The 18601-nt window shown below is 46.0% G+C and carries 22 protein-coding genes; 10 read left to right on the top strand and 12 right to left on the bottom strand.

What is annotated here, in order from left to right; genetic code table 11:
• A partial coding sequence (locus tag V7Z69_RS08260; RefSeq protein WP_334139565.1) for a GGDEF domain-containing protein occupies window positions 1-1313 on the bottom strand: 1313 nt, incomplete at its 3' end.
• Between the two features lie 99 nt (window positions 1314-1412).
• Between V7Z69_RS08260 and V7Z69_RS08265 the strand changes: the two genes are divergently transcribed.
• A complete protein-coding gene (locus V7Z69_RS08265) occupies window positions 1413-2120 on the top strand; it encodes a lipid-binding SYLF domain-containing protein (protein ID WP_014163654.1) in 708 nt (235 codons plus the stop codon).
• 10 nt (window positions 2121-2130) lie between these two features.
• Complete coding sequence (locus V7Z69_RS08270) at window positions 2131-2928, top strand: alpha/beta hydrolase (RefSeq protein WP_014163655.1); 798 nt, start codon at window positions 2131-2133, stop codon at window positions 2926-2928.
• On the opposite strand, the gene V7Z69_RS08275 is transcribed toward V7Z69_RS08270, so the two are convergent.
• Window positions 2889-3665 (bottom strand): prepilin peptidase, encoded by a 777-nt coding sequence (locus V7Z69_RS08275; protein WP_014163656.1) that lies wholly within the window; start codon window positions 3663-3665, stop codon window positions 2889-2891. The genes V7Z69_RS08270 and V7Z69_RS08275 overlap by 40 nt on opposite strands.
• 128 nt (window positions 3666-3793) lie before the next feature.
• Between V7Z69_RS08275 and V7Z69_RS08280 the strand changes: the two genes are divergently transcribed.
• Window positions 3794-4255, top strand: a complete 462-nt coding sequence (locus V7Z69_RS08280; protein WP_334139566.1) for a universal stress protein — start codon at window positions 3794-3796, stop codon at window positions 4253-4255.
• Window positions 4256-4334: 79 nt separating this feature from the next.
• On the opposite strand, the gene V7Z69_RS08285 is transcribed toward V7Z69_RS08280, so the two are convergent.
• Window positions 4335-4775: a hypothetical protein gene (locus V7Z69_RS08285; RefSeq protein WP_041446128.1), complete on the bottom strand. Its 441-nt coding sequence runs from the start codon at window positions 4773-4775 to the stop codon at window positions 4335-4337.
• A 120-nt stretch (window positions 4776-4895) separates the two neighbouring features.
• Here V7Z69_RS08285 and V7Z69_RS08290 point away from each other — a divergent pair, with 120 nt between their 5' ends.
• Complete coding sequence (locus V7Z69_RS08290; RefSeq protein ID WP_334139567.1) at window positions 4896-5786, top strand: YitT family protein; 891 nt, start codon at window positions 4896-4898, stop codon at window positions 5784-5786.
• Window positions 5787-5790: 4 nt separating this feature from the next.
• Here the strand turns inward: V7Z69_RS08290 and V7Z69_RS08295 are convergent, their stop codons facing one another.
• Genes V7Z69_RS08295 through ychF form a run of 3 tightly spaced genes read right to left on the bottom strand, consistent with a single transcriptional unit; the run spans window position 5791 to window position 8771 of the window.
• Window positions 5791-6621 (bottom strand): M55 family metallopeptidase, encoded by an 831-nt coding sequence (locus V7Z69_RS08295; protein ID WP_334139568.1) that lies wholly within the window; start codon window positions 6619-6621, stop codon window positions 5791-5793.
• Entirely contained in the window at window positions 6599-7630 is a 1032-nt protein-coding gene (locus V7Z69_RS08300) for an NADH:flavin oxidoreductase (protein ID WP_334139569.1), read from the bottom strand. The genes V7Z69_RS08295 and V7Z69_RS08300 overlap by 23 nt, the downstream gene beginning before the upstream one ends.
• Window positions 7631-7676: 46 nt before the next feature.
• A complete protein-coding gene (gene ychF / locus V7Z69_RS08305; RefSeq protein WP_014163662.1) occupies window positions 7677-8771 on the bottom strand; it encodes a redox-regulated ATPase YchF in 1095 nt (364 codons plus the stop codon).
• A gap of 147 nt (window positions 8772-8918) precedes the next feature.
• Between ychF and V7Z69_RS08310 the strand changes: the two genes are divergently transcribed.
• The 6 genes from V7Z69_RS08310 (at window position 8919) to V7Z69_RS08335 (ending at window position 13620) form a co-directional block, all read left to right on the top strand.
• The gene (locus tag V7Z69_RS08310) at window positions 8919-10421 is read left to right on the top strand and encodes a DUF4139 domain-containing protein (RefSeq protein ID WP_334139570.1); all 1503 of its coding nucleotides are present in this window, start codon (window positions 8919-8921) and stop codon (window positions 10419-10421) included.
• Window positions 10422-10496: 75 nt separating this feature from the next.
• Window positions 10497-11066 (top strand): Fur family transcriptional regulator, encoded by a 570-nt coding sequence (locus V7Z69_RS08315; protein ID WP_014163664.1) that lies wholly within the window; start codon window positions 10497-10499, stop codon window positions 11064-11066.
• Window positions 11056-11466 carry a hypothetical protein gene (locus V7Z69_RS08320; RefSeq protein ID WP_334139571.1) on the top strand — a complete coding sequence of 137 codons (411 nt, stop codon included), beginning with the start codon at window positions 11056-11058 and terminating at the stop codon, window positions 11464-11466. Before V7Z69_RS08315 ends, V7Z69_RS08320 begins: the two co-directional genes overlap by 11 nt.
• Window positions 11467-11549: 83 nt before the next feature.
• The gene (locus V7Z69_RS08325; RefSeq protein WP_334139572.1) at window positions 11550-11882 is read left to right on the top strand and encodes a NifB/NifX family molybdenum-iron cluster-binding protein; all 333 of its coding nucleotides are present in this window, start codon (window positions 11550-11552) and stop codon (window positions 11880-11882) included.
• 17 nt (window positions 11883-11899) lie between these two features.
• Window positions 11900-12748, top strand: a complete 849-nt coding sequence (locus tag V7Z69_RS08330; RefSeq protein ID WP_334139573.1) for an ATP-binding protein — start codon at window positions 11900-11902, stop codon at window positions 12746-12748.
• Complete coding sequence (locus V7Z69_RS08335) at window positions 12745-13620, top strand: ATP-binding protein (protein ID WP_334139574.1); 876 nt, start codon at window positions 12745-12747, stop codon at window positions 13618-13620. Before V7Z69_RS08330 ends, V7Z69_RS08335 begins: the two co-directional genes overlap by 4 nt.
• Here V7Z69_RS08335 and V7Z69_RS08340 read toward each other — a convergent pair.
• From V7Z69_RS08340 to V7Z69_RS08365, 6 genes are all read right to left on the bottom strand, one after another.
• Window positions 13604-14323, bottom strand: a complete 720-nt coding sequence (locus V7Z69_RS08340) for a M15 family metallopeptidase (protein WP_014163669.1) — start codon at window positions 14321-14323, stop codon at window positions 13604-13606. The genes V7Z69_RS08335 and V7Z69_RS08340 overlap by 17 nt on opposite strands.
• Window positions 14324-14336: 13 nt before the next feature.
• Window positions 14337-15626, bottom strand: coding sequence for a TRAP transporter large permease (locus V7Z69_RS08345; RefSeq protein ID WP_334139575.1), 1290 nt, complete (start codon window positions 15624-15626; stop codon window positions 14337-14339).
• Entirely contained in the window at window positions 15623-16120 is a 498-nt protein-coding gene (locus V7Z69_RS08350; RefSeq protein WP_334139576.1) for a TRAP transporter small permease, read from the bottom strand. Before V7Z69_RS08350 ends, V7Z69_RS08345 begins: the two co-directional genes overlap by 4 nt.
• Window positions 16120-17190 (bottom strand): TRAP transporter substrate-binding protein, encoded by a 1071-nt coding sequence (locus V7Z69_RS08355; protein WP_334139577.1) that lies wholly within the window; start codon window positions 17188-17190, stop codon window positions 16120-16122. Before V7Z69_RS08355 ends, V7Z69_RS08350 begins: the two co-directional genes overlap by 1 nt.
• A 175-nt stretch (window positions 17191-17365) precedes the next feature.
• Complete coding sequence (locus V7Z69_RS08360; protein ID WP_334139578.1) at window positions 17366-18154, bottom strand: P-loop NTPase; 789 nt, start codon at window positions 18152-18154, stop codon at window positions 17366-17368.
• Window positions 18155-18168: 14 nt separating this feature from the next.
• Window positions 18169-18498 carry a NifB/NifX family molybdenum-iron cluster-binding protein gene (locus tag V7Z69_RS08365; RefSeq protein ID WP_014163674.1) on the bottom strand — a complete coding sequence of 110 codons (330 nt, stop codon included), beginning with the start codon at window positions 18496-18498 and terminating at the stop codon, window positions 18169-18171.
• Between the last annotated feature and the right edge of the window lie 103 nt (window positions 18499-18601).

Raw genomic sequence — 18601 nt, forward strand, 5'->3', positions numbered from 1 at the left:
TCCAAGATGTCCCCACCAAAGGTGGCAACGTTTATTTTGACGGGTTTTAAAGAATATTTCCCTATCCTCAAGCCTTCCAACTTCTGCTTGAGCCTATTGGCTACCAGTTCCGCCCCCTCCCTTGGCGTATGGGGTAATATAAGAAGCAGTACGTTGCCCAGCCTGCCTACAATGTCCACCGAACGCAAACTCCCCCTCACACATTTTCCAAGTTCTTTAATTATGGATTCAAACAAGCTTTCATCGATCGTTTCGGTTTCACTGAGACTTACTATGTCATCTATGTTCATTGCCACAAAAGACAATGGATAGCCATAACGCATGGAACGCTCTACTTCCAATTTAACAAGCTCCTTCAATCTGGCTGATGAGTAAAACCCTGTAACAGGATCCCTATGGTAAAGTTGAGACATTCCCTCCATTACCCTATTTTTCTCCAATATCGCAGCTGTTACAGCCCAAAAACTATCTATGACGTGGCTGTTTATGTTCCCCAATTTGCCGTTTTCTCCAGATAGCACCACGAAAACCGCTGGGGAAGCGCCCGTTATTAGGGTGCCAGCTTTAAGGGAATGCACACCGTGGCGTTCCATAACATCTTTCCACGATCCTGCCACCTCTATCCAGGGCACTTTCCACTCGGCGCCTTCTATGATGTTCAACCCTCCAAAACTCCAAGAAGTCCTTTCTTCACCAGAGTTTCCTAGCTGAAGGGCAAAATCCAGGTAGTTTTTCAGGTCTTTCCTACCCAAAAGAGGCGGCAAGACTGCATCGAATTGCAAAACCCATCGCTGATCTTTAGCGTCCCAGACGAAGATTCCTCCCCACTCCGCTTGAGCTACCTCCAGCATTGCACTGATAAGGCCCTGAAGCAGCTCCGTTGCTCCATAGAGCTTCACAAGTTCAAAGTATTTATCTTTAAAAGCTATCAGTCTTTTGCATATTTCTTTATCGGTAACATCGTCCAAAAAAGCCATTATCCTTCCATTGCCGAAGGAAAAAACATTCCCTCTCAACAACAGACTTCCTGGAACCAGTTCGAAGGCAACCTCACTCCATCCTTTGCCCTGTGCCTTTTGCACCAAAACCTCGTAATCTAAAGGCCCCTTATTGCCAAATACTTCTTTGATTTCACATGGAAAGGAGGGCTGGTTCCCACAAAAAGCTTCAAACGCCTGGTTAGCCACCTCAATTATCATGCCTTTCTCCTCGTCAATGGTTCCACCAAAGACCAATGAGGAAGCCTTCTCCACAACCTCTTCAAAAGATATACTGGCTTCCTGCTGTTTTAACCAACCTACGAGGGTTTCCATTTTTTCCACCTCAAGTTAGAGATTTTGATACAATAATGATAAACTATTTATAGATAATAACAAGCTATCAAGGAATAACCAAGAAAGAAGGGATGCAACGTGAATTCCAATAACCTTTGGCGCGCAATAGCTATATTGATAACAATTACCCTGTTCTTTTTCCTTGCTCCAACTCCAGGCTTCTCAGCGACTCCGCAGGAACGAATAGACGGAGCCATTAGACTTATAAAAAAGATGGCCGAACAAGAAGACTCTCCCCGCATGGCAGACCTAGTAAAGGACGCAAAGGGAATCGCCATTTTCCCATCAGTCATAAAGGCTGGACTTATCATAGGTGGTCAACGAGGTGAGGGGCTTTTCCTTAAGAAAGACCCATCAAAAAACAAGTGGTACGGCCCTAATTTCGTAAACATAACTGGCCTGTCTTATGGATTGCAGATTGGGGCCCAATCCATTGGACTTGTACTAGTGGTAATTAATGAAGACGGCTTAAGAGGATTCATGGGAGACAACGTAAAATTGAGCGGTGATCTTTCAGTAGCTGCTGGCCCCCTTGGAAGACACACCGAAGCGGGAACGGACAGCAGGCTAGAGGCATCAATATACAGCTACTCTATAGCTAAAGGGCTTTTTGCGGGCTTAAGCGTAGAAGGAGCTGTAATAGACGTGGATGAAAATGCAAACATAGCCTACTGGGGCGCAAATATGTCACCCAAAAACATCCTTAGCCGACCGGCCACAGATGTTAGAATAAAACCCCTTCTGCGGGAAATTTCCAACCTGGAGAAAAAAGCCAAGTCGAATTGAGAGGGCCATCATGAATTGGCAAGAGATCGCAGAAAGTGGACACTACGGTGACAAGATAGTAAGAATAACTGTCCCCCATGAGCCACAAAGGATAGAAAGGGCTCCTGTGGTAATTTTGTTACACGGAGTCCATGGGTGCGCTAACGCCGAACCAGGTAACAAATATCTGCATATAGCTCAAGCCCTCGTCAACATGGGCATCAACGCAGCAATGATAGAGACCAGCAGGGCTCAGAGAAACCCAGAATTATACGGTGATGACAGAGTTGCTTGGGCAATTGGCGCTTTCAGTGGAAAAACATTTGAAGAGGACCTTGCCGACAATCTGGTGGGAATAAATCGAATAAAAAAAGATTTTCCTCACTCAGCCCTCTGGCTTTGGGGCTTTTCCCTGGGAGGTATACATTCCGTCATAATAGCTAGCAAGAAAGAAAACCCCCTTGACGGATTGATCCTGAGCGGAAGCGGGATAGAGCTAACAAAGGAAGGAGAAAAGGCATTAAATCTACCTATATTGAACACCATGCCACAAAGGGAGGAACTGAAAAAAGCGGCAAAACACGCCTCGACCAAAAAGGTCATTGCTTTTTGGGGCAGCGAAGACAACATCTTTTCGAAGGAATCTTGTATGGCCCTCGTAGACTTAATCCCCATACCGCCCAAAAACAAAGAATTTCACATAATCAAAGGAGCTGACCACTCTTTCAGGCTTATGAAAGGAAAACAATCAACCGAGCCGATAAAGGCCATGATTCACATTGTAGGCCCTCAAATACTCCAAGGCCACGGCGCATCAAACCCCAAATAGGAGAGCACGAGAGGCCCTAAGACTAAACACACAAACGTCCCCAAAGCAAGGAAAGGACCGAAAACTATTGCGTCTTTCCTGCCAACTTTCCGGAGAATAAGCAGTATCAAAGCAACTGTACCTCCAATCATAAATCCCATATAAAGACTCAAAGCCGTCATTTTGAAGCCTAAAGCTAAACCAGTCCCCCCCATGAGACTGGCATCTCCCCAACCCATTTTCCCTTTGCTCAGAAATATGATAAAACCTATCAAGCCCGCCCCAAGCAAAGCTCCAAAAAGAGAATCCAACGCTATCCATGGACCTCCGAATGCCACCCTTATGAAGAAAACTAGCACTCCTGGAATCCACGCGAAAAGGTCGTATATGTATCCACTGTATATATCTGTCAGAGCATTGAGCAACAATCCATAACTTATAATTAGAGATGTTAAAGCAGCAAGACTCCCCCCCCATCTCCATGCCAAGACCGCCCCTATCAGGAAACCTGTAAGCTCCACGATTAAGTAACTCGCACCTATGGGCTCAGAACAATATCTGCACTTTCCTCCATGACTTATGTAGGAAAATAAAGGAACTAAGTCCCAAAAGGAAAGCTCATGCCCGCAGTGATCACATCTGGAGCGTTCATTACCCCACCACCTATCGTTTTCAATAGTTCTTCTGGCAACCACGTTTAGGAATGACCCCATGGAGGCCCCTATCATGCCGCTAAGAATTATTAGCATCCACTTCATGTTCCCCCTCCATTCAAAGGATATTTTAGCTTATGTAAGCTATTAATGGATAACTTTCTACAAAATAAGATTTCATCGTGGTAAAATGATGGGAGAGAAACCCCTAAAAAGTTGTGGAGGTGGACAGGGTGCCTAAAAAAATCCTCGTAGGTGTGGACATGAGCAAATTAGGTGAAGATGTCACCTTGTATGGACTCTCTCTTGCATACAGGCTGGACGTGGACGTAACCTTCATACATGTATTGCCTCACCCTTCCCTGTGGAGAGGATACGACCCATGGATTCCTCGAATAGAAATCGACCACCAAATAAAGGAAATCGCACAAAAGCGTCTAACGTATTACCTCAAAAAGGCAGAGGAAAAGGACCCAGTATTAAAAGACAAAAAGAGAGAAATCGTAGTACTAGAGGGCAACCCCGCGGAGACGATAATAAATTACGCGAAAGAAAAGGGTTACAACCTCATCATTGTTGGCTCAAGGGGCCACAGCGCCTTCGAACGGATAGTAGTTGGAAGCACCGCTACTAATGTGGCAAGATATGCTCACTGCTCCGTCCTTATACATAGAATAGGAGAAGACATTACTTAAAAGGCAAGAAGGAGCGAGATGGGCATTAGAGGATACCCTTTTTCGCTCCTTCAATTCAAAACGAAACTGGTCTAAAAGCTTAATAAATAAGTTTGCTTCCGCCCTTTCCCTTATTAAGCTTGTCAAGCTGCTCCAGTACGGCAGGGGAAGCTACATCTATTTTTGGCTTGGCGGCTTGTTCTTTCTGCATAACCTCACGAAGCTTCTTCTCATATTCCTCCATGGCTTCCTTGATCTTTTCTACATCTCCTTTAACCCACTGCATAATGCTATCCGCCATGGCTTCAACCACGTCCTCTGAAGGAAGTTCCGTTATGACACCAAGTTCCTTCAATATCCTGTGCTCTTCCCTTATGGATTCCTTGATGTCTTCATCATCCAGCAACCCTTTCCTGTAGAGGGCCCGGGCCAATATATTGAATTTGGTCTTGTGGTTCTCGTCGCTGTAGGATAAGCTGTCTATCCGTGCAACCAACATGCTCAAAAGCTCATCCAGGCTTATTTGTCTTGGCATCTGCATCATTTTGAATCCTCCTTGTAATAAAAATCCAAAGGTAATTGTATCACGAAGGGGATATTTTCATCAGAGTTTTTGTGGTGTAGACTATGCAATGAGCGCTCCCTTAGGAGATGATGAAATTTGCATCCAAAGTTGCAAGCGATCTTGTCAAAGACATACGCACAAATAAAGAGAGAACTGCCAACCTTCATAGCAACCTCCTTCGGTTGCTTCATAGTTGCTTTTGGCATCATGGCCTTGACAGTTCCGTACAAGTTTCCTGACTCTGGGGTATCCGGAATAGCTGTCCTTTCTAACTATGCTTTCTCAATATCTCCTGCGTGGGTGGTAGCTTTTGCCAATGCTGCCCTCCTTCTATGGGGATTAAAGGAGCTACCCAAACGATTCATCATATGGACCGTATATTCCGTCTCCCTATTAACGGTGTTGCTTAAGCTAATGGAAAACATTCCTCATCCAGATCTAAAAGAATTGCTATTGGTGGCCATATTGGCTGGAGTGGTTAAGGGACTTGGTGGAGGCCTGGTAATTCGCTCTGGAAGCTCCCTGGGGGGGACCGATATACTTGTAGTAGCCATGAGAAGGCGCTACGGCATAGAGGTTGGGAAGTTCACCTTCTACATAAACCTTTTCATACTCTCTGCTTCTATTCCGCTGGTAGGACTGGAGGGTGCCCTCTACGGGCTGGTGAGTATTTTCTGCAACGGAGTGGTCATGGACAACGTGCTCAAGTCATTCGACAGGAGAAGACAGGTATTCGTGATAAGCAATGAGCCAGAAAGTGTTTCAAATTTCGTAACAAAAGAACTTCACAGAGGCGTGACGTTGCTGCACGGGGAAGGTGGCTACACCAAGCAACCAAGAAAAGTCATCCTCTGTCTTTTGACTCCAAGACAAACCGTGGAGCTCAAAAGGTTTCTGGCACAAAAAGATCCTACTGCCTTCATGGTGGTATCAGACGCAGCGGAGGTAGTTGGCAAAGGCTTCAAAAGTTGGCATCACCACATATAGAAGCTCACCACCTAGCAGTAGAAGCAACCTCTATGACCGCCATGATCCACCTGTACACATCCATAGGATCGTTCCAGTTCGCCCTAAGCCCTCTCCCTGAAAACCTCTCTGATCCGGGAACAATGGACGCTGCATCACACTGCACTGTGTAGTTGAAGGTGATTTTAACATCGTAAGGGGGGCTAAGTCTAAACACCGGCGCTACCTCTCTTTCCAACGCATGCAAAGCCTCTTCAGTAGCGCTTCTCAAAAGTCCCTCAGTAACACTAGGGTGAAGTAGCTCTGCAGAAGACCTTCCTCGTCCTTCCTTGACGGCACAGGTAACCACGTTTTCGCCAAGCAGGCTGAGGGCCTCCATACACACCGCCACATCTCCGGTCACCATTGCCACGGGCTTGCCCAAAGCTCCGCACAAAAATGCATTGAGACCCGTCTCCCCTATACGCCATCCGTTCAAGGTAAGGTCATGTACGCAGGAAGCAGAAAACGTATGATCCAATACGGCTTTCTCTGTACCGGCCATGGCATGATAGGCTACGAAAAACACACCGTCGCACTCCTCCATGCCTTCTACCATCTCCAGCACCTTGGGAAATCCGCTCACTAAGTGAACGGAGCTTGGCATGGTGTTTATGTCCAGGTTTATCATCCTTCCATGGGCATCGTTAACGATCACTTCCTCAACACCATTGTCCAAACAGGCCCTAACCACCGCCATTACATCCCATGCTTGCATCTTTCTGCCAAAATCATACTCTGAAGAGCCATGGCGAACCTGGTCAGGATTTACTACCCCAGTTGCTCCCTCCATGTCAGCGCTGATGAAGATCCTCACGGCTTTTTGCCTCCCATTCTCGCACTATTTTATAGTTCCTTCTCAAGGCCCTGCCCAACCCCACAAGGTCACATGATCCTTTTTCTAACAGGGTTCGTGCTGTAGATAATTTCGTTATTCCTCCCGTGCACACTACGGGAGTATCCCCCACCACGTCCTTGATAGCCAAAGCATAATCTGCAAAATAGCCTTCTCCCTCACCATCATAGCCGCAATGATTTCCTGAGATGTCAATGAAATCCACTTCCATAGCCGCCAACTCCTTAGCGACCCACTTGGAATCCTCTATGGTCAATCCCCTCGGTTCCTCGTTGGGCATGGAATCTGCAACTCCCAACCGTACGGCCACCACGTGCTCGTCAGATAGAAGCCCCCTAACAGCCTCATAAACTTCAAACAAAAACCTGGCCCTGTTTTTTATGTCTCCACCGTAGCGGTCCTTCCTCTGGTTGGTTAGAGGGCTTAGAAACTGTCCAATGAGATAACCGTGACAAGCGTGTATCTCCACTCCACCGTAGCCAGCTCTAACAGCCCTTGCGGCAGCTTCAGCATACAGCTCCACGAGATGGGATATTTCCTCTGTCTTTAGGGGCCTGGGCATGACGTAAAGGTTGCAGCGAGGATGCCTCAATGCAGAGGGAGCAACGGGCGCCCAATCTTCCACCATCATCTCTTCGTCCTGTACAAGAGAGCCGGCATGGTTGATTTGAACTACGACATTACAACCATTCGTGTGATATAGCTCGGTAAGCTTTTGCTGGTAGGGGATAACTTCGTCTCTATCGAGCAAAAGCTGCCTTAGCCTGGTTCTCCCATCTTTATGTACGGCGTGGTGCTCTACGATTGAAAGGGCCACTCCACTCTCGGCGAGTTTTTCATTTATATCAAGGGTATCTGCCGTCGGAAGACCATCTTTCGTAGATGTGTTGGTAGCGATGGGAGCAGAGACCACTCTGTTCTTTAGCTCCATAGGGCCTACCTGAATGGGCTGCCACAGAACATTGCTCATCCTTTCTCCCCTCCTCACATGTATAGAGTACCAACTTTTTGGTACTTCACACATTAAACCTTATCTCTATTATGTCTCCATCTTTGACTATATACTCTTTGCCTTCAAGGCGCAAAAGACCTTTTTCTCTACACTTGGCCATGGAAAAATCATTAGCCTCGAAATCATCATAGTGGACCACTTGGGCCCTTATAAAACCCCTCGCCAGATCGGTATGAATGGCTCCGGCAGCTTCCACGGCCGTGCTGTTTTCTCTTATAGTCCAGGCCTTGACCTCGTCCTTGCCTACCGTGAAGAAGGAAATAAGGCCCAATAGTCTGTACGCTGCAGATATAAGCCTTTCTCTCCCAGGCTCCTCTATTTCCAAATCGGCCATGAACTCCTTCTGCTCTTCCTCGTCCAGATCCAAAAGATCCATTTCCATTCTTCCGAAGAGCTTCACCACCTGTAGATTCCTATCCGCCGCAAGTTTTTTAAAGGCCTCCATGCCTGGTATGGAGCTTTCATCCACTTGGGTCTCGTCCAGATTCAGCACCACAAGCTCGGGTTTGACTGTGAGGAACGCAAAACCCTTCAAGAGCTTGATCTCCTCCTTGGTCATCTCCATATCCCTCAACGGGCGCTCCTCAAGCAGAAACTTCCTGCACCTTTCCAGAAGGTCCTTTTCTTTTTCTTCCTCTGCCTGCAACTTTTTCTTGGAGTTCAACCTATTCAGACGATTTTCTATTACCGAAAGGTCCCTGAATATCAGCTCCATCTCCACTATTTCCCAATCCCTCGCAGGATCCACATCACCCTCAGGATGGGGAACCTCGGGGTTGTCAAAGCACCTGATTACGTGGACCAAAGCATCACTCTCCCCAACGAAGGAAAGGAAAGCATTGCCCAACCCAGCTCCTTTGCTGGCATCCTTGGATAACCCTGCAAGGTCCACGAATTCCACCTGAGCAGGCACCTCTCTTTTGGGTTGATACACTTCCACCAGCTTGTCGAAGCGTCTGTCGGGGACTGAAACCACAGCTCTGTTGGGATCAGTCTTGCCGCTGGCGTAAGGCTTAACCTCAGCACCCGCCTTGGTTATTACATTGAAGACAGTGGTTTTACCACATAAAGGAAGACCTACTATACCGCAGTTCAGCATAAAATCACTCCTACTTTCAGCCTTTTTGACTATTTTACAGGAAGTTTCGCCTTTGAAAACTATTTTTATGACAATGCATGTTTAATATGTTAACATTTATTTTGGCAACACGTATACTAAAAACATCCTATCAAGGAGGCCTTGATAATGAAAAAAGGTGTTTTTGTGGTTTTGCTTCTGCTTTTATGTCAAGTGCTTTTTCCCAACCACTCCTATGCCTCATCATCAAACCATCTGATAATCCACGAAGCCGACATATATCCTAAAGGAGCGAGAGTATATCTCAAGTTGCCTATACAAAACCAAGACATCCTTTTAGTTGATATACCTTCGACTTTACAAAAAGATTCAGTGAGAATAAGCGCTTCTGGTGGAGTACAGATAGTTGAAACACGCTTCGGCGGCTTAGTAGTAAATGATCAGCTACCTCAAGGCCTTGAAGAGCTTGCTCAAAAACTGAAAGCTGCCCAAAGGGAAAGAGACCTTCTTGCATCCAAACTGGAAGGATTAGTACAGTCAATAAACAAGTTGGATGAAACGCCCGCTGTCGGTAAGACCGCGGAGGAAATCATATCCTTCGTTGAAAAGTTATCTTCCAAAAGGCAAAAACTGCAAATGGAAATCTATACGACGAACCAAGCCCTGGACGATGCTAAAAAACGCTATGAGACCCTTAAGAAAGAACTGGAGTCCTACCTTCCTCCCAACTATGAGAAATACAACAGGTTCATTATAAAAACCCAAGGTCAAGGAGATGTAATAATTTCAGCGTGGACCGACCTAGCGTCATGGAGCCCCTCATACCACCTTGATTTGAACAGCAGCGCCTCCACAATTGAAGGCATTCTTAAGGCCACAATAACACAAAATACCGGCATCCCGTGGAATGGTAGGATAAGGCTTCACACAACCATGCCCAAGGAAAGTCTTTACATCCCCAAGCTACCACCTCTAGTGGTTGATTTCGAAAAAGAGGAAAAGTATCTCCTCATGGAAGCGAGAAAAAGCGTTCAGATCGAGAACGTTGCATCTACAGAGGCACAAGAATACAACTTAACAGATGTAGTTTATATAGCTCAAGGAGAAGTTTCATCTTCCAAACCTAGCGTACTGGAAATAAAATCTTTCACTTTGAGAGGAAGCACATCTACTGTCTGTATTCCTGAATTTTCCAGGGAGGCATGGGCAGTGGCTAATGTTGAACATCTAAATGAGCCCATCATAGAAGGCAGGGCGGAACTCTATATTGACGGAAACCTGTCGGCTCAAAGTACTCTTCCTAGAGCAGGCAAAGGAGAGAAGCTGGAGATACCCTTCGGGAAAACCCCTCTAGTCAAGGTGGAAAAGGAGTATCTAATACCTAAAGAAGGACAGAAATGGACCGGCAAGGGATGGATCAAAAGGGGCTATACCATAACCGTAACCAACGGAACCAACGACGATATTAACGTAACCGTGTTAGACCGCATCCCAACCTCTGCAAGCGAGGACATCAAGGTAGAGGATATCAATATCACCCCCGCACCAGAAGAACAGGATGAAAAGGGCATAGTCAAATGGAACCTTCCAATCAAAAGGGGAGATAACAAAAAAATTGAGGTCTCCTATATTGTGAAGTTCCCTGCTAACAAGGAAATAACGTTCCGGTAGAGAAATTTTCCCTTAGGGCCAACGAAATGTATAATTGGGGCAACAAGTTATAACATGCATCAAGAAGGTGAAAACATGGAATCTTTCAATAAGGCGACCACAAAGGAAAACACCAGCAGGACAGAACAGCTAATAGAAATGTATCTCAAAAGGCTCAAACAATGTGGGTTCAGAATGACAAATCAACGCCGGATAATCATTGAGATCCTGCTTAAAAATCTGGGCAGACACTTAAATGTAAAGGAGCTACTGAACATAGCCCAAAAGGAAGATCCCACTATTGGGATAGCCACAATATACAGAACCGTGGATTTACTAACAGGACTAGGGCTTCTCAATATGATTAACCTTGAAGAGGGTTTCAGTAGATTTGAAGTTCCAGATGAGCAAATGCATTTTCACTTTTACTGCAAATCCTGCGGTAAAGTAGTTCACCTGCCAGACGAGGAGGATAAAACAAAAACCGTTATGCAGTGGGCACAAAAGGAAGGATTTAAGCTTCTACCCCAAACTTTCGAGCTGGCAGGAATATGTCCTGAATGCATAAATGAAGGTGTAGTAGAAGAGGATTTTTGCCATATCAAGAGACCTATTTGTGAAAAGAGGTGCAAAAAGCACAGACGCAGATGGAGGCATGAAAACTAAAATCTCAATTACCTTGCTGTTTTTGATGTTTCTTTGTGTGGTTTTTCTTTTGGGGGTACAGAAGACTTGTGCCGAGTGTTTCGGTGCCCCCTTGCCCGGAGGTTTCGCCGGGGAATACATAGGAACCTACGTAGGAGACGACTACGGAACTTTTGTCATCACTATATCCTCACAAGGCACAATTGAAGGTTATCTAACCATTCAAAAAGGCCCCAAAACCTTGCCCATGAATGGAAGCTGTTCGTACGGCGGAGATTGCGAATTCCATTCCTACAAAGAAGAAATTTCCTTCAGCGGGAAAATTGATTTCTCCTGCAAAATAAAAGGAACCTGGAGTCAAAAAGAGCCCTCGACAAAGGGAATATTCATAGCAGTTAAAATAAAACCTCAACACCCCTAACCCAAACATCTAATAAACGTTGACAATAATATTGATAACTATTATCGTTAATCCGAGAAAATCTAAAAGTAGGGGTGATGGAAATGAAAATAGCCGTTGCGATGGAGAACGGTAATGTCTGTGAGCATTTTGGCCATGCACCAGCTTATGTGATCTACACTGTTAAAGAAGGGAACATTGTGAGCAAGGAAGAACTTACCAATCCTGGTCACACTCCCGGTTTCTTGCCTAAGTGGATGTCCGGCATGGGGATTGATGTAATAATAGCTGGCGGAATGGGCCCAAGGGCGGTCGAGCTCTTCAAAGAACAAGGTGTTACTCCAATCATAGGCGCTAAGGGCCCAGTAGAAGAAGTTGTCCAAAAATACTGCGAAGGATCCCTTCAAACTGGCCAAAGCACCTGTAATCATCATTGAAGGAGAGTGCTTTACGGATGCCCAATCTTACATTGGCCATAGCAAGTGGTAAAGGAGGAACAGGCAAAAGCAGCTTTGCTTCATCTTTTGGAGTAACCAAACAAGGAATACTTTTAGTGGATGCTGATGTGGAAGAACCTAACCTGGCCCTCCTCTTAAATTTAAAACCCTTAGAAAGCTCCTTGGTTAATTTACGAATCCCTGCAATAAACAAAGATGTGTGCACAAAGTGCGGTAAATGCGTTGATGCCTGCCGATTTGGGGCTTTAAACATCTTTGGGGACAATATACCTATGGTAAACGACCTTTGTCACGGCTGCGGGCTTTGTTCCTTGGTTTGTCCTACGAAGGCAATATCTGAAATAGAAAAACCCATAGGTGAGGTACGTCATTACTTATCAAAAAACGTAGAGCTCCTTGAAGGACGGTTAGCCCTCGGAATGCCCAATCCAGTGCCAGTAATAGAAGCTGTAGTCGATGCCGCCATGGCCGTAGAAAAACCAAGAATTATAGATTGTGCCCCTGGCACCTCATGCCCCATGGTCGCAGGTGCAAGAAGGGCTGACGCCGTGTTGCTGGTAACAGAACCTACCCCTTTCGGGTTAGCCGATCTGAAACTCGCCCTTGAGGCAATAGTTCCGCTAAATAAACCCGTAGGAGTGGTTGTCAATAAATATGGTATTGCATCAGAAAACGTAGAAGAGTTGTGTAAAAATTGGAATGTACCTATCCTCGGCTATTTCCCTTTTAGCAAACATGTAGCAGCCTCTTACGCTAAAGGCATTCCTCCAGCAACATACGATCACCTATGGCAACAAAGAATATCTGACATATGGAATTACTTTGAAGCGAGGGTTGGGAAATGAAACCTAAAGAAATAGTTGTAACTAGTGGAAAGGGAGGGACAGGAAAAACTACCTTAACCTCCTCCTTGGCTGCATATTTGGGCAACGTAACCTTATGTGATGCCGATGTAGACGCTCCAGATCTTTATATTCTACTGAAACCATCCATAAAAGCTAATTACAAATTTTGGGGCATAGATACTGCCCAAGTTGATTCTTCTAAATGCATTGGCTGCAGTCGCTGTTTCAAAACATGTCGTTTCGACTCGATCACCATGATAAATGACAAGGCAATAGTAGACACCAACTTCTGCGAAGGATGCGCCGCCTGTGCCTACGTATGCCCTACCAATGCAATTTCCATGGTACCCACGGAACAGGGAACTTACTATGAAAGCACTACTAACTATGGCCCCATGTGGCATGCCCAGCTTTTCCCAGGAGGGGAGAACTCTGGCAAGCTCGTGCAAATTTTGCGCAACAGAGCGAAGGAAACAGCATTGAAAGAGAAAATTCCCTACGTAATAATTGATGGCCCTCCAGGTGTGGCCTGCCCGGCCATATCTTCAATAACGGGGTGCGACCTCACTGTAGCAGTAACGGAACCCTCCGTCAGTGCCCTTTCTGATTTGAAAAGATTAACTGAAGTAGCCAAAAGATTTTCCGTACCTATGGGTATCGTTATCAATAAATCTGACATTGCACCCAAGGTAACGGACCTCATCAAGGAAGAGTGCCAAAAAGAGGGTTTGACTGTAATTGGGGAGATTCCCTTTTCTGAAGACATCCCAAAGGCTATCTCGAGAAGGGAAATTCCTTTGGAAGAAACGAAACCTAACATAGAAAAGATATGGAAAACCATATTGCACAACCTCACTAGCTCACCCATCTAAATTTGGGTTTGGTAATACCGTAAATAGCTTTTGGTGCTCCCGTCCTTATAGCCCAGTTCATGTTCCCAAAATCGAAGTGCCACCACTCCTCTGGGTAGTTGGAAAAATTTGCTCTTCCCATAAGTTGCAATAGCATCTTTCGGTTCTCCATCGCCTCCTTTTCTTTCGCCGAAAGCTTTTTGCCCTCTCTAGCAAGGTTCTCGTAGTAGCAAGTAAAAGACCTTTCTGTCGTTTCATCAAAATCCGATCCCATGTAGAGAATTCGTCCCTTGTTATCGCTTATGGTAAGATCTACAGCACCACCTGTTGCATGCCCTGGCACCCTGATGGGGTCGTCAGATGGCAAAGCCACAAACATCTTGGCCCTTCTGATGATTTCTTCCTCGCAAAGGTCCTTGTTGCGTTCCCTTAGCTCGCGGCATAACTTGGAAAACAAGGCTTTCTGCAGGGCAAGAGGTCTCCAGCAATCCAGCAGCACAAGCTTCCAACCCCTGGGCAAACTTTCTGCAACTTCTATGAGCCTTTCCAAAACCCCTTCTCTTACGTAGCACTCAGGAATGCTCCCCTCAAGTCCCTGTATGAAATACTGAGGTCTAACCAATATCCTCTCAGGATAACAGCTTGCGGGCACAAGAGGCTCTCCGTTATCTTCCAGTTTTGGGGTGAAAGCTTCTTGAGATTTGGTCTTTTCCTCCTGGATCATGTCTTGTCATCTCCTATAGGCCTAATACCCTGGGCAGAGTAACGGTTATGAATGGGAAAGTAATTATGCCCAAAAGAACAAGCATTGCTACGGCTATGAAAGGCCATATTTCTCTGAAAAGCTCCCCAAGGGGCACCTTACCTACGGCTGCCACAATGTAATTACAGGCTCCAACGGGAGGAGTTATGAGCGCAATGGTCACGTTCAAGGTCATTACAATCCCGAAATGGAAGGGATCTATGCCTGCTTTCATGGCCAATGGGTAAAAAATAGGAGTCAGGAGGGTAAGTACAGCCACCTCTTCCATGAACATACCGATTACAAACGTTATTAGGCTCAAAACTACCAGCAAAAGCCACGAATGCTCCAGAAGCCCCATGGATATGAGCCAAGAAGCGAATTTGTGGGTTACTCTCTCCCATTTCAAAAACCAGCCAACTACCGTTGCGGCGCCCATTATCAAAAACACCGCGCTGGTCAGACTGATGGTTTCGTAGATGGCATCCCAAAGGCTTCTAAAAGTAAGTTCCCTCGTTACGAAAACTCCGGCCACTAGACAGTAAACCACCGCAAGGGCTCCAGATTCCGTTGGAGTAACCAATCCTGTGACTATACCTCCAATTATTATAAAAGGAGCAATAAGAGCTACTGTTGCTCTTTTTAAAATCCTGCCCGCTTCCTTTCGAACCTCTTTGGGATCGTTGACTGGGACATTGTAGCGTTTGGAATAAAACCAATTCATGACCATGAAGGCAACTCCCAATAAGAGGCCCGGTAGTATGCCCGCTATGAAAAGTCCTCCTACCGAGGTATTAGTCATGGAAGCATAGATGATCATGAATATGCTTGGCGGAATTATAGGACCAATGAGGGAGCTTCCCGCTGTGAGGCCTGCTGCATACGCCTTTGGGAAACCTTCCTTCTCCATAGCAGGTATGAGGATGGAGCCCAGCGCTGATGCATCCGCTGCAGCGGACCCATTAACTCCGGCCAAAATTATTCCAGCCACCACGTTCACATAACCCAGACCACCTCTTACGCTTCCTATGAGCAATCTGCTGAAATCTATCAATCTGTCGGTCAACCCCGAACGGTTCATCAAGTTGCCCACTAGAATGAAAAAGGGGATAGCCATCAGTGAAAATACGTCCATACCACCAAAAAATTGCTGGGGAATAACTCTTATCAACGACCCATTGCCCGTAGTCAGCAAGCCAACCAAGCCTGTAAAAAGCAGGGACGCGTATAGAGGGACTCCTATGACCATCTGGCAGAAAAACACCAAAAGCAACGCCAAAATCATCTGTTCTCATCCTTTCTGGTCTTCATGAACTCCAAGAGCAAAAGCTGCACGAGAAGGATCGACATGCCCAAAGGAACCGCCATGAGGACGATGGCCTTGGGAATACCCAAAGCCATCGTTTTCATGTGCCACGTCCCCCTGACGCTCTGTGCCCCGTACCAGATGAGAACGAAAAGTACTATCACCTGAATGGTCAATCTCAAAAAAACAGAGGTCTTTTTGAGCCACCCTGGAAACTTGGGGACCAGAAAATCTATCGCCATGTGGTCTCCTCTAGTCAAAGCTCCGGCAGCACCCAGCATTACTAGCCAAACCAAGGAGTATCTGGCCACCTCCTCAGTCCATATAACAGAGTTCTTGAGAAGATAACGGAATACTATTCCCATAACTATATCCATGATGTTTATTATCAATAGACTTCCGGCCAAGAGGGCGCTCGTTCTTTCAATGATCCTAGAAAGACTCTCCAGGGTTTCCCAACCTCTACGTTCCATTAATTTCCTCCGGAAACTGCCTTATTGGCGTTCTCAGCGCACTCCAGGGCAAGTTCCATCCAATCGGAGGGAACCTTGCTCTTAAGCCATTCAATATAACCTGGCTGTCCAATGGAACGGAACTCTTCCATTTCCTCCGGAGTGGGAGCGTAAACTTCCATGCCCTTTTCCTTCAAAAATTCTATTTGCTTCGCATCCGCCTCTTCCACTTCCTTCCTGCTTATCCGGTTGGCTTCTTTTGCAGCTTTTAGCACGACCTCTTGATCCTCTTTCGAGAGGGAGTCAAATAGGTCTCCGTTCATTACCAAAAATTGGTCGGAATATTGAATGTTCGCCAAGGTCATATATTTTTGGACCTCAAAAAGACTGCCGATTATTATATACATTGCAGGGTTCATCTGACCGTCGACAACTCCTGTCTTCAGGGCCATGTAAAGCTCCGTCCAAGGAATTGGAGTGCCACTTGCTCCAAAGGCCTTGTATATGGCTATCTGCCCCTCGTCCATTGCTCTAAATTTCAACCCTTTGAAATCTGCTGGACGGTGAATAGGCTTTTTAGAGTTGGTAAAGGCCAAAAAGCCCCCCTCCTCTACGGCTTCCAACAGGACCGCACCGGTCCTGTTGCGGAACTCCTCCTGCGCTCTCTTCCAGTAACGGCTGTTATCAAAGAAGTAATGGGCCGCTTCATAGCTATTGAACATGAAGGGTACGGATGACGCATATATCTCGGGGAAGACCGGCGCTACCCCTGCGAAAGAGGCTATATTGATTATCGGCTGGTTCAATCCTGACTTCATCAGAAGCTCCATTCGTTCTTCTTCCGTACCTAGTTGGCTGTCAGGGAACAATTCTATCTTGAGGCGGCCTTCAGTTCCTTCCTCCACGAACTTCTTGAAGTTCACAGCGAAAGCGTGAACTGCGTTGTTTTTCTCATCGGGGGGACCATTGTACGACATTTTAGCAGTGACTGCCATTGCTCCAGATACGGAGAGAAAAAGAAAAACCCCCGCCAAAATAACACCTAACATCAACCTGCTCGCCCTAACCCTCATCAAAACCTCTCCTTTCATCTAATTAAATAACCTCTTAGGCATTTTATTATCCAGAAAGTGGGACGTCAATTGCATTTAACATTAATCGTCATTAATCTTTGTTTTTATCTCGAACTTTACAAATGAAGGTGCAAGCGCTGACGTTACAACAGCACTTGCACCTTCGCTTTATGTCTATTAATGTTAATAACTGTTATTTAAGTGATTTTAAAACTCCATCAGCCAAATTCTCCAAAACAGCCTCATTTGCGTAGTGCTCCAACCTACCGGCGTCCCCAAGAATGGAAATTTCCCTATCTACTGGCAGGCCAGCTATGACAGGAACCTTCCACTTTTCTGACAATTTTTCAACGTGGTTAGGCCCATACAATTCCCATTTCTCCCCACAATGGGGACAAACCGCGTACCCCATGTTCTCCACAATCCCTAATAGGGGCACTTCGAGCATCTGTGCCATGTGCATCATCTTTTCGACAATAAGCGAGGCTAGCCCCTGAGGCGTACTGACCACCATGACGCCGTCCAAGGCTATCATCTGCATTACGGTCAGCGTAGCATCAGCCGTGCCTGGAGGCAAATCAACGATCAAACACTCTGTATCTTCCCAATTCAGGTCTTCCCAGAACTGCATTATGGCCTTTCCTATCAAGGGGCCTCTCCAAACAACGGGCTTAGAAGGGTCATCAAGCACCAGGTTAGTTGACATAACTTTTATACCGAGCCAGCTGCTTTTGGGTGGTATTACTCCTTTATCAGTTACGAAAGGTTTTTCTCGCACTCCAAGCAGCTTGGGTATGGATGGCCCTGTTATATCAGCATCTAAAATTCCCACTTTAAGACCTTTTCTTGCAAGGGCCACCGCTAATAGAGCTGACAAAGTGCTTTTTCCCACTCCCCCTTTACCACTTCCTACAGCAACTATATTTTTAATGTTTTTTTTGGTCTTAGGAGGCATACCCCCTGCATTCTTATTTTCCGCCATATTCATCTCTCCTTTTATGAACGCTGCTTTATATATTCCCTCACGGCTCGTTCGCAGGTAATGGGAAGAGTCACTTCGCTAAACTTAATCCCCGCGGCATCCAAAGCCCCTTGAGCTTTAGGCCCTACTCTAGGGGCTAAAACCACAGAAACTCCCTGCCTAGAAAGCTCCTGAACAGCCCGTCCGCCTGCTCCATGGCCCGCTTCTTTTGCCTTGTTCTCTATGACTTGCTGCAAGGTCCCCTCTTCGTCGAAAAGGAGGAAATATGAAGCTCTGGCAAATCGCTCAGAGACAGGGTCACCTTCAGACCTGCCGTCAGAAGGAACAGCAATGTACGATCTCAATTCGTTAACACTCCCTTCTTTTGATTATGATTATCATTTACAATAGTATCTTCCTTCCCCCCAAACTAGTCAAGCAAAGTCGCCTGGGAGTTTATTGATAAAG

Origin of the sequence: Thermovirga lienii (assembly GCF_036847465.1) — a bacterium.
GTDB classification, from domain to species: Bacteria; Synergistota; Synergistia; order Synergistales; family Thermovirgaceae; genus Thermovirga; species Thermovirga lienii.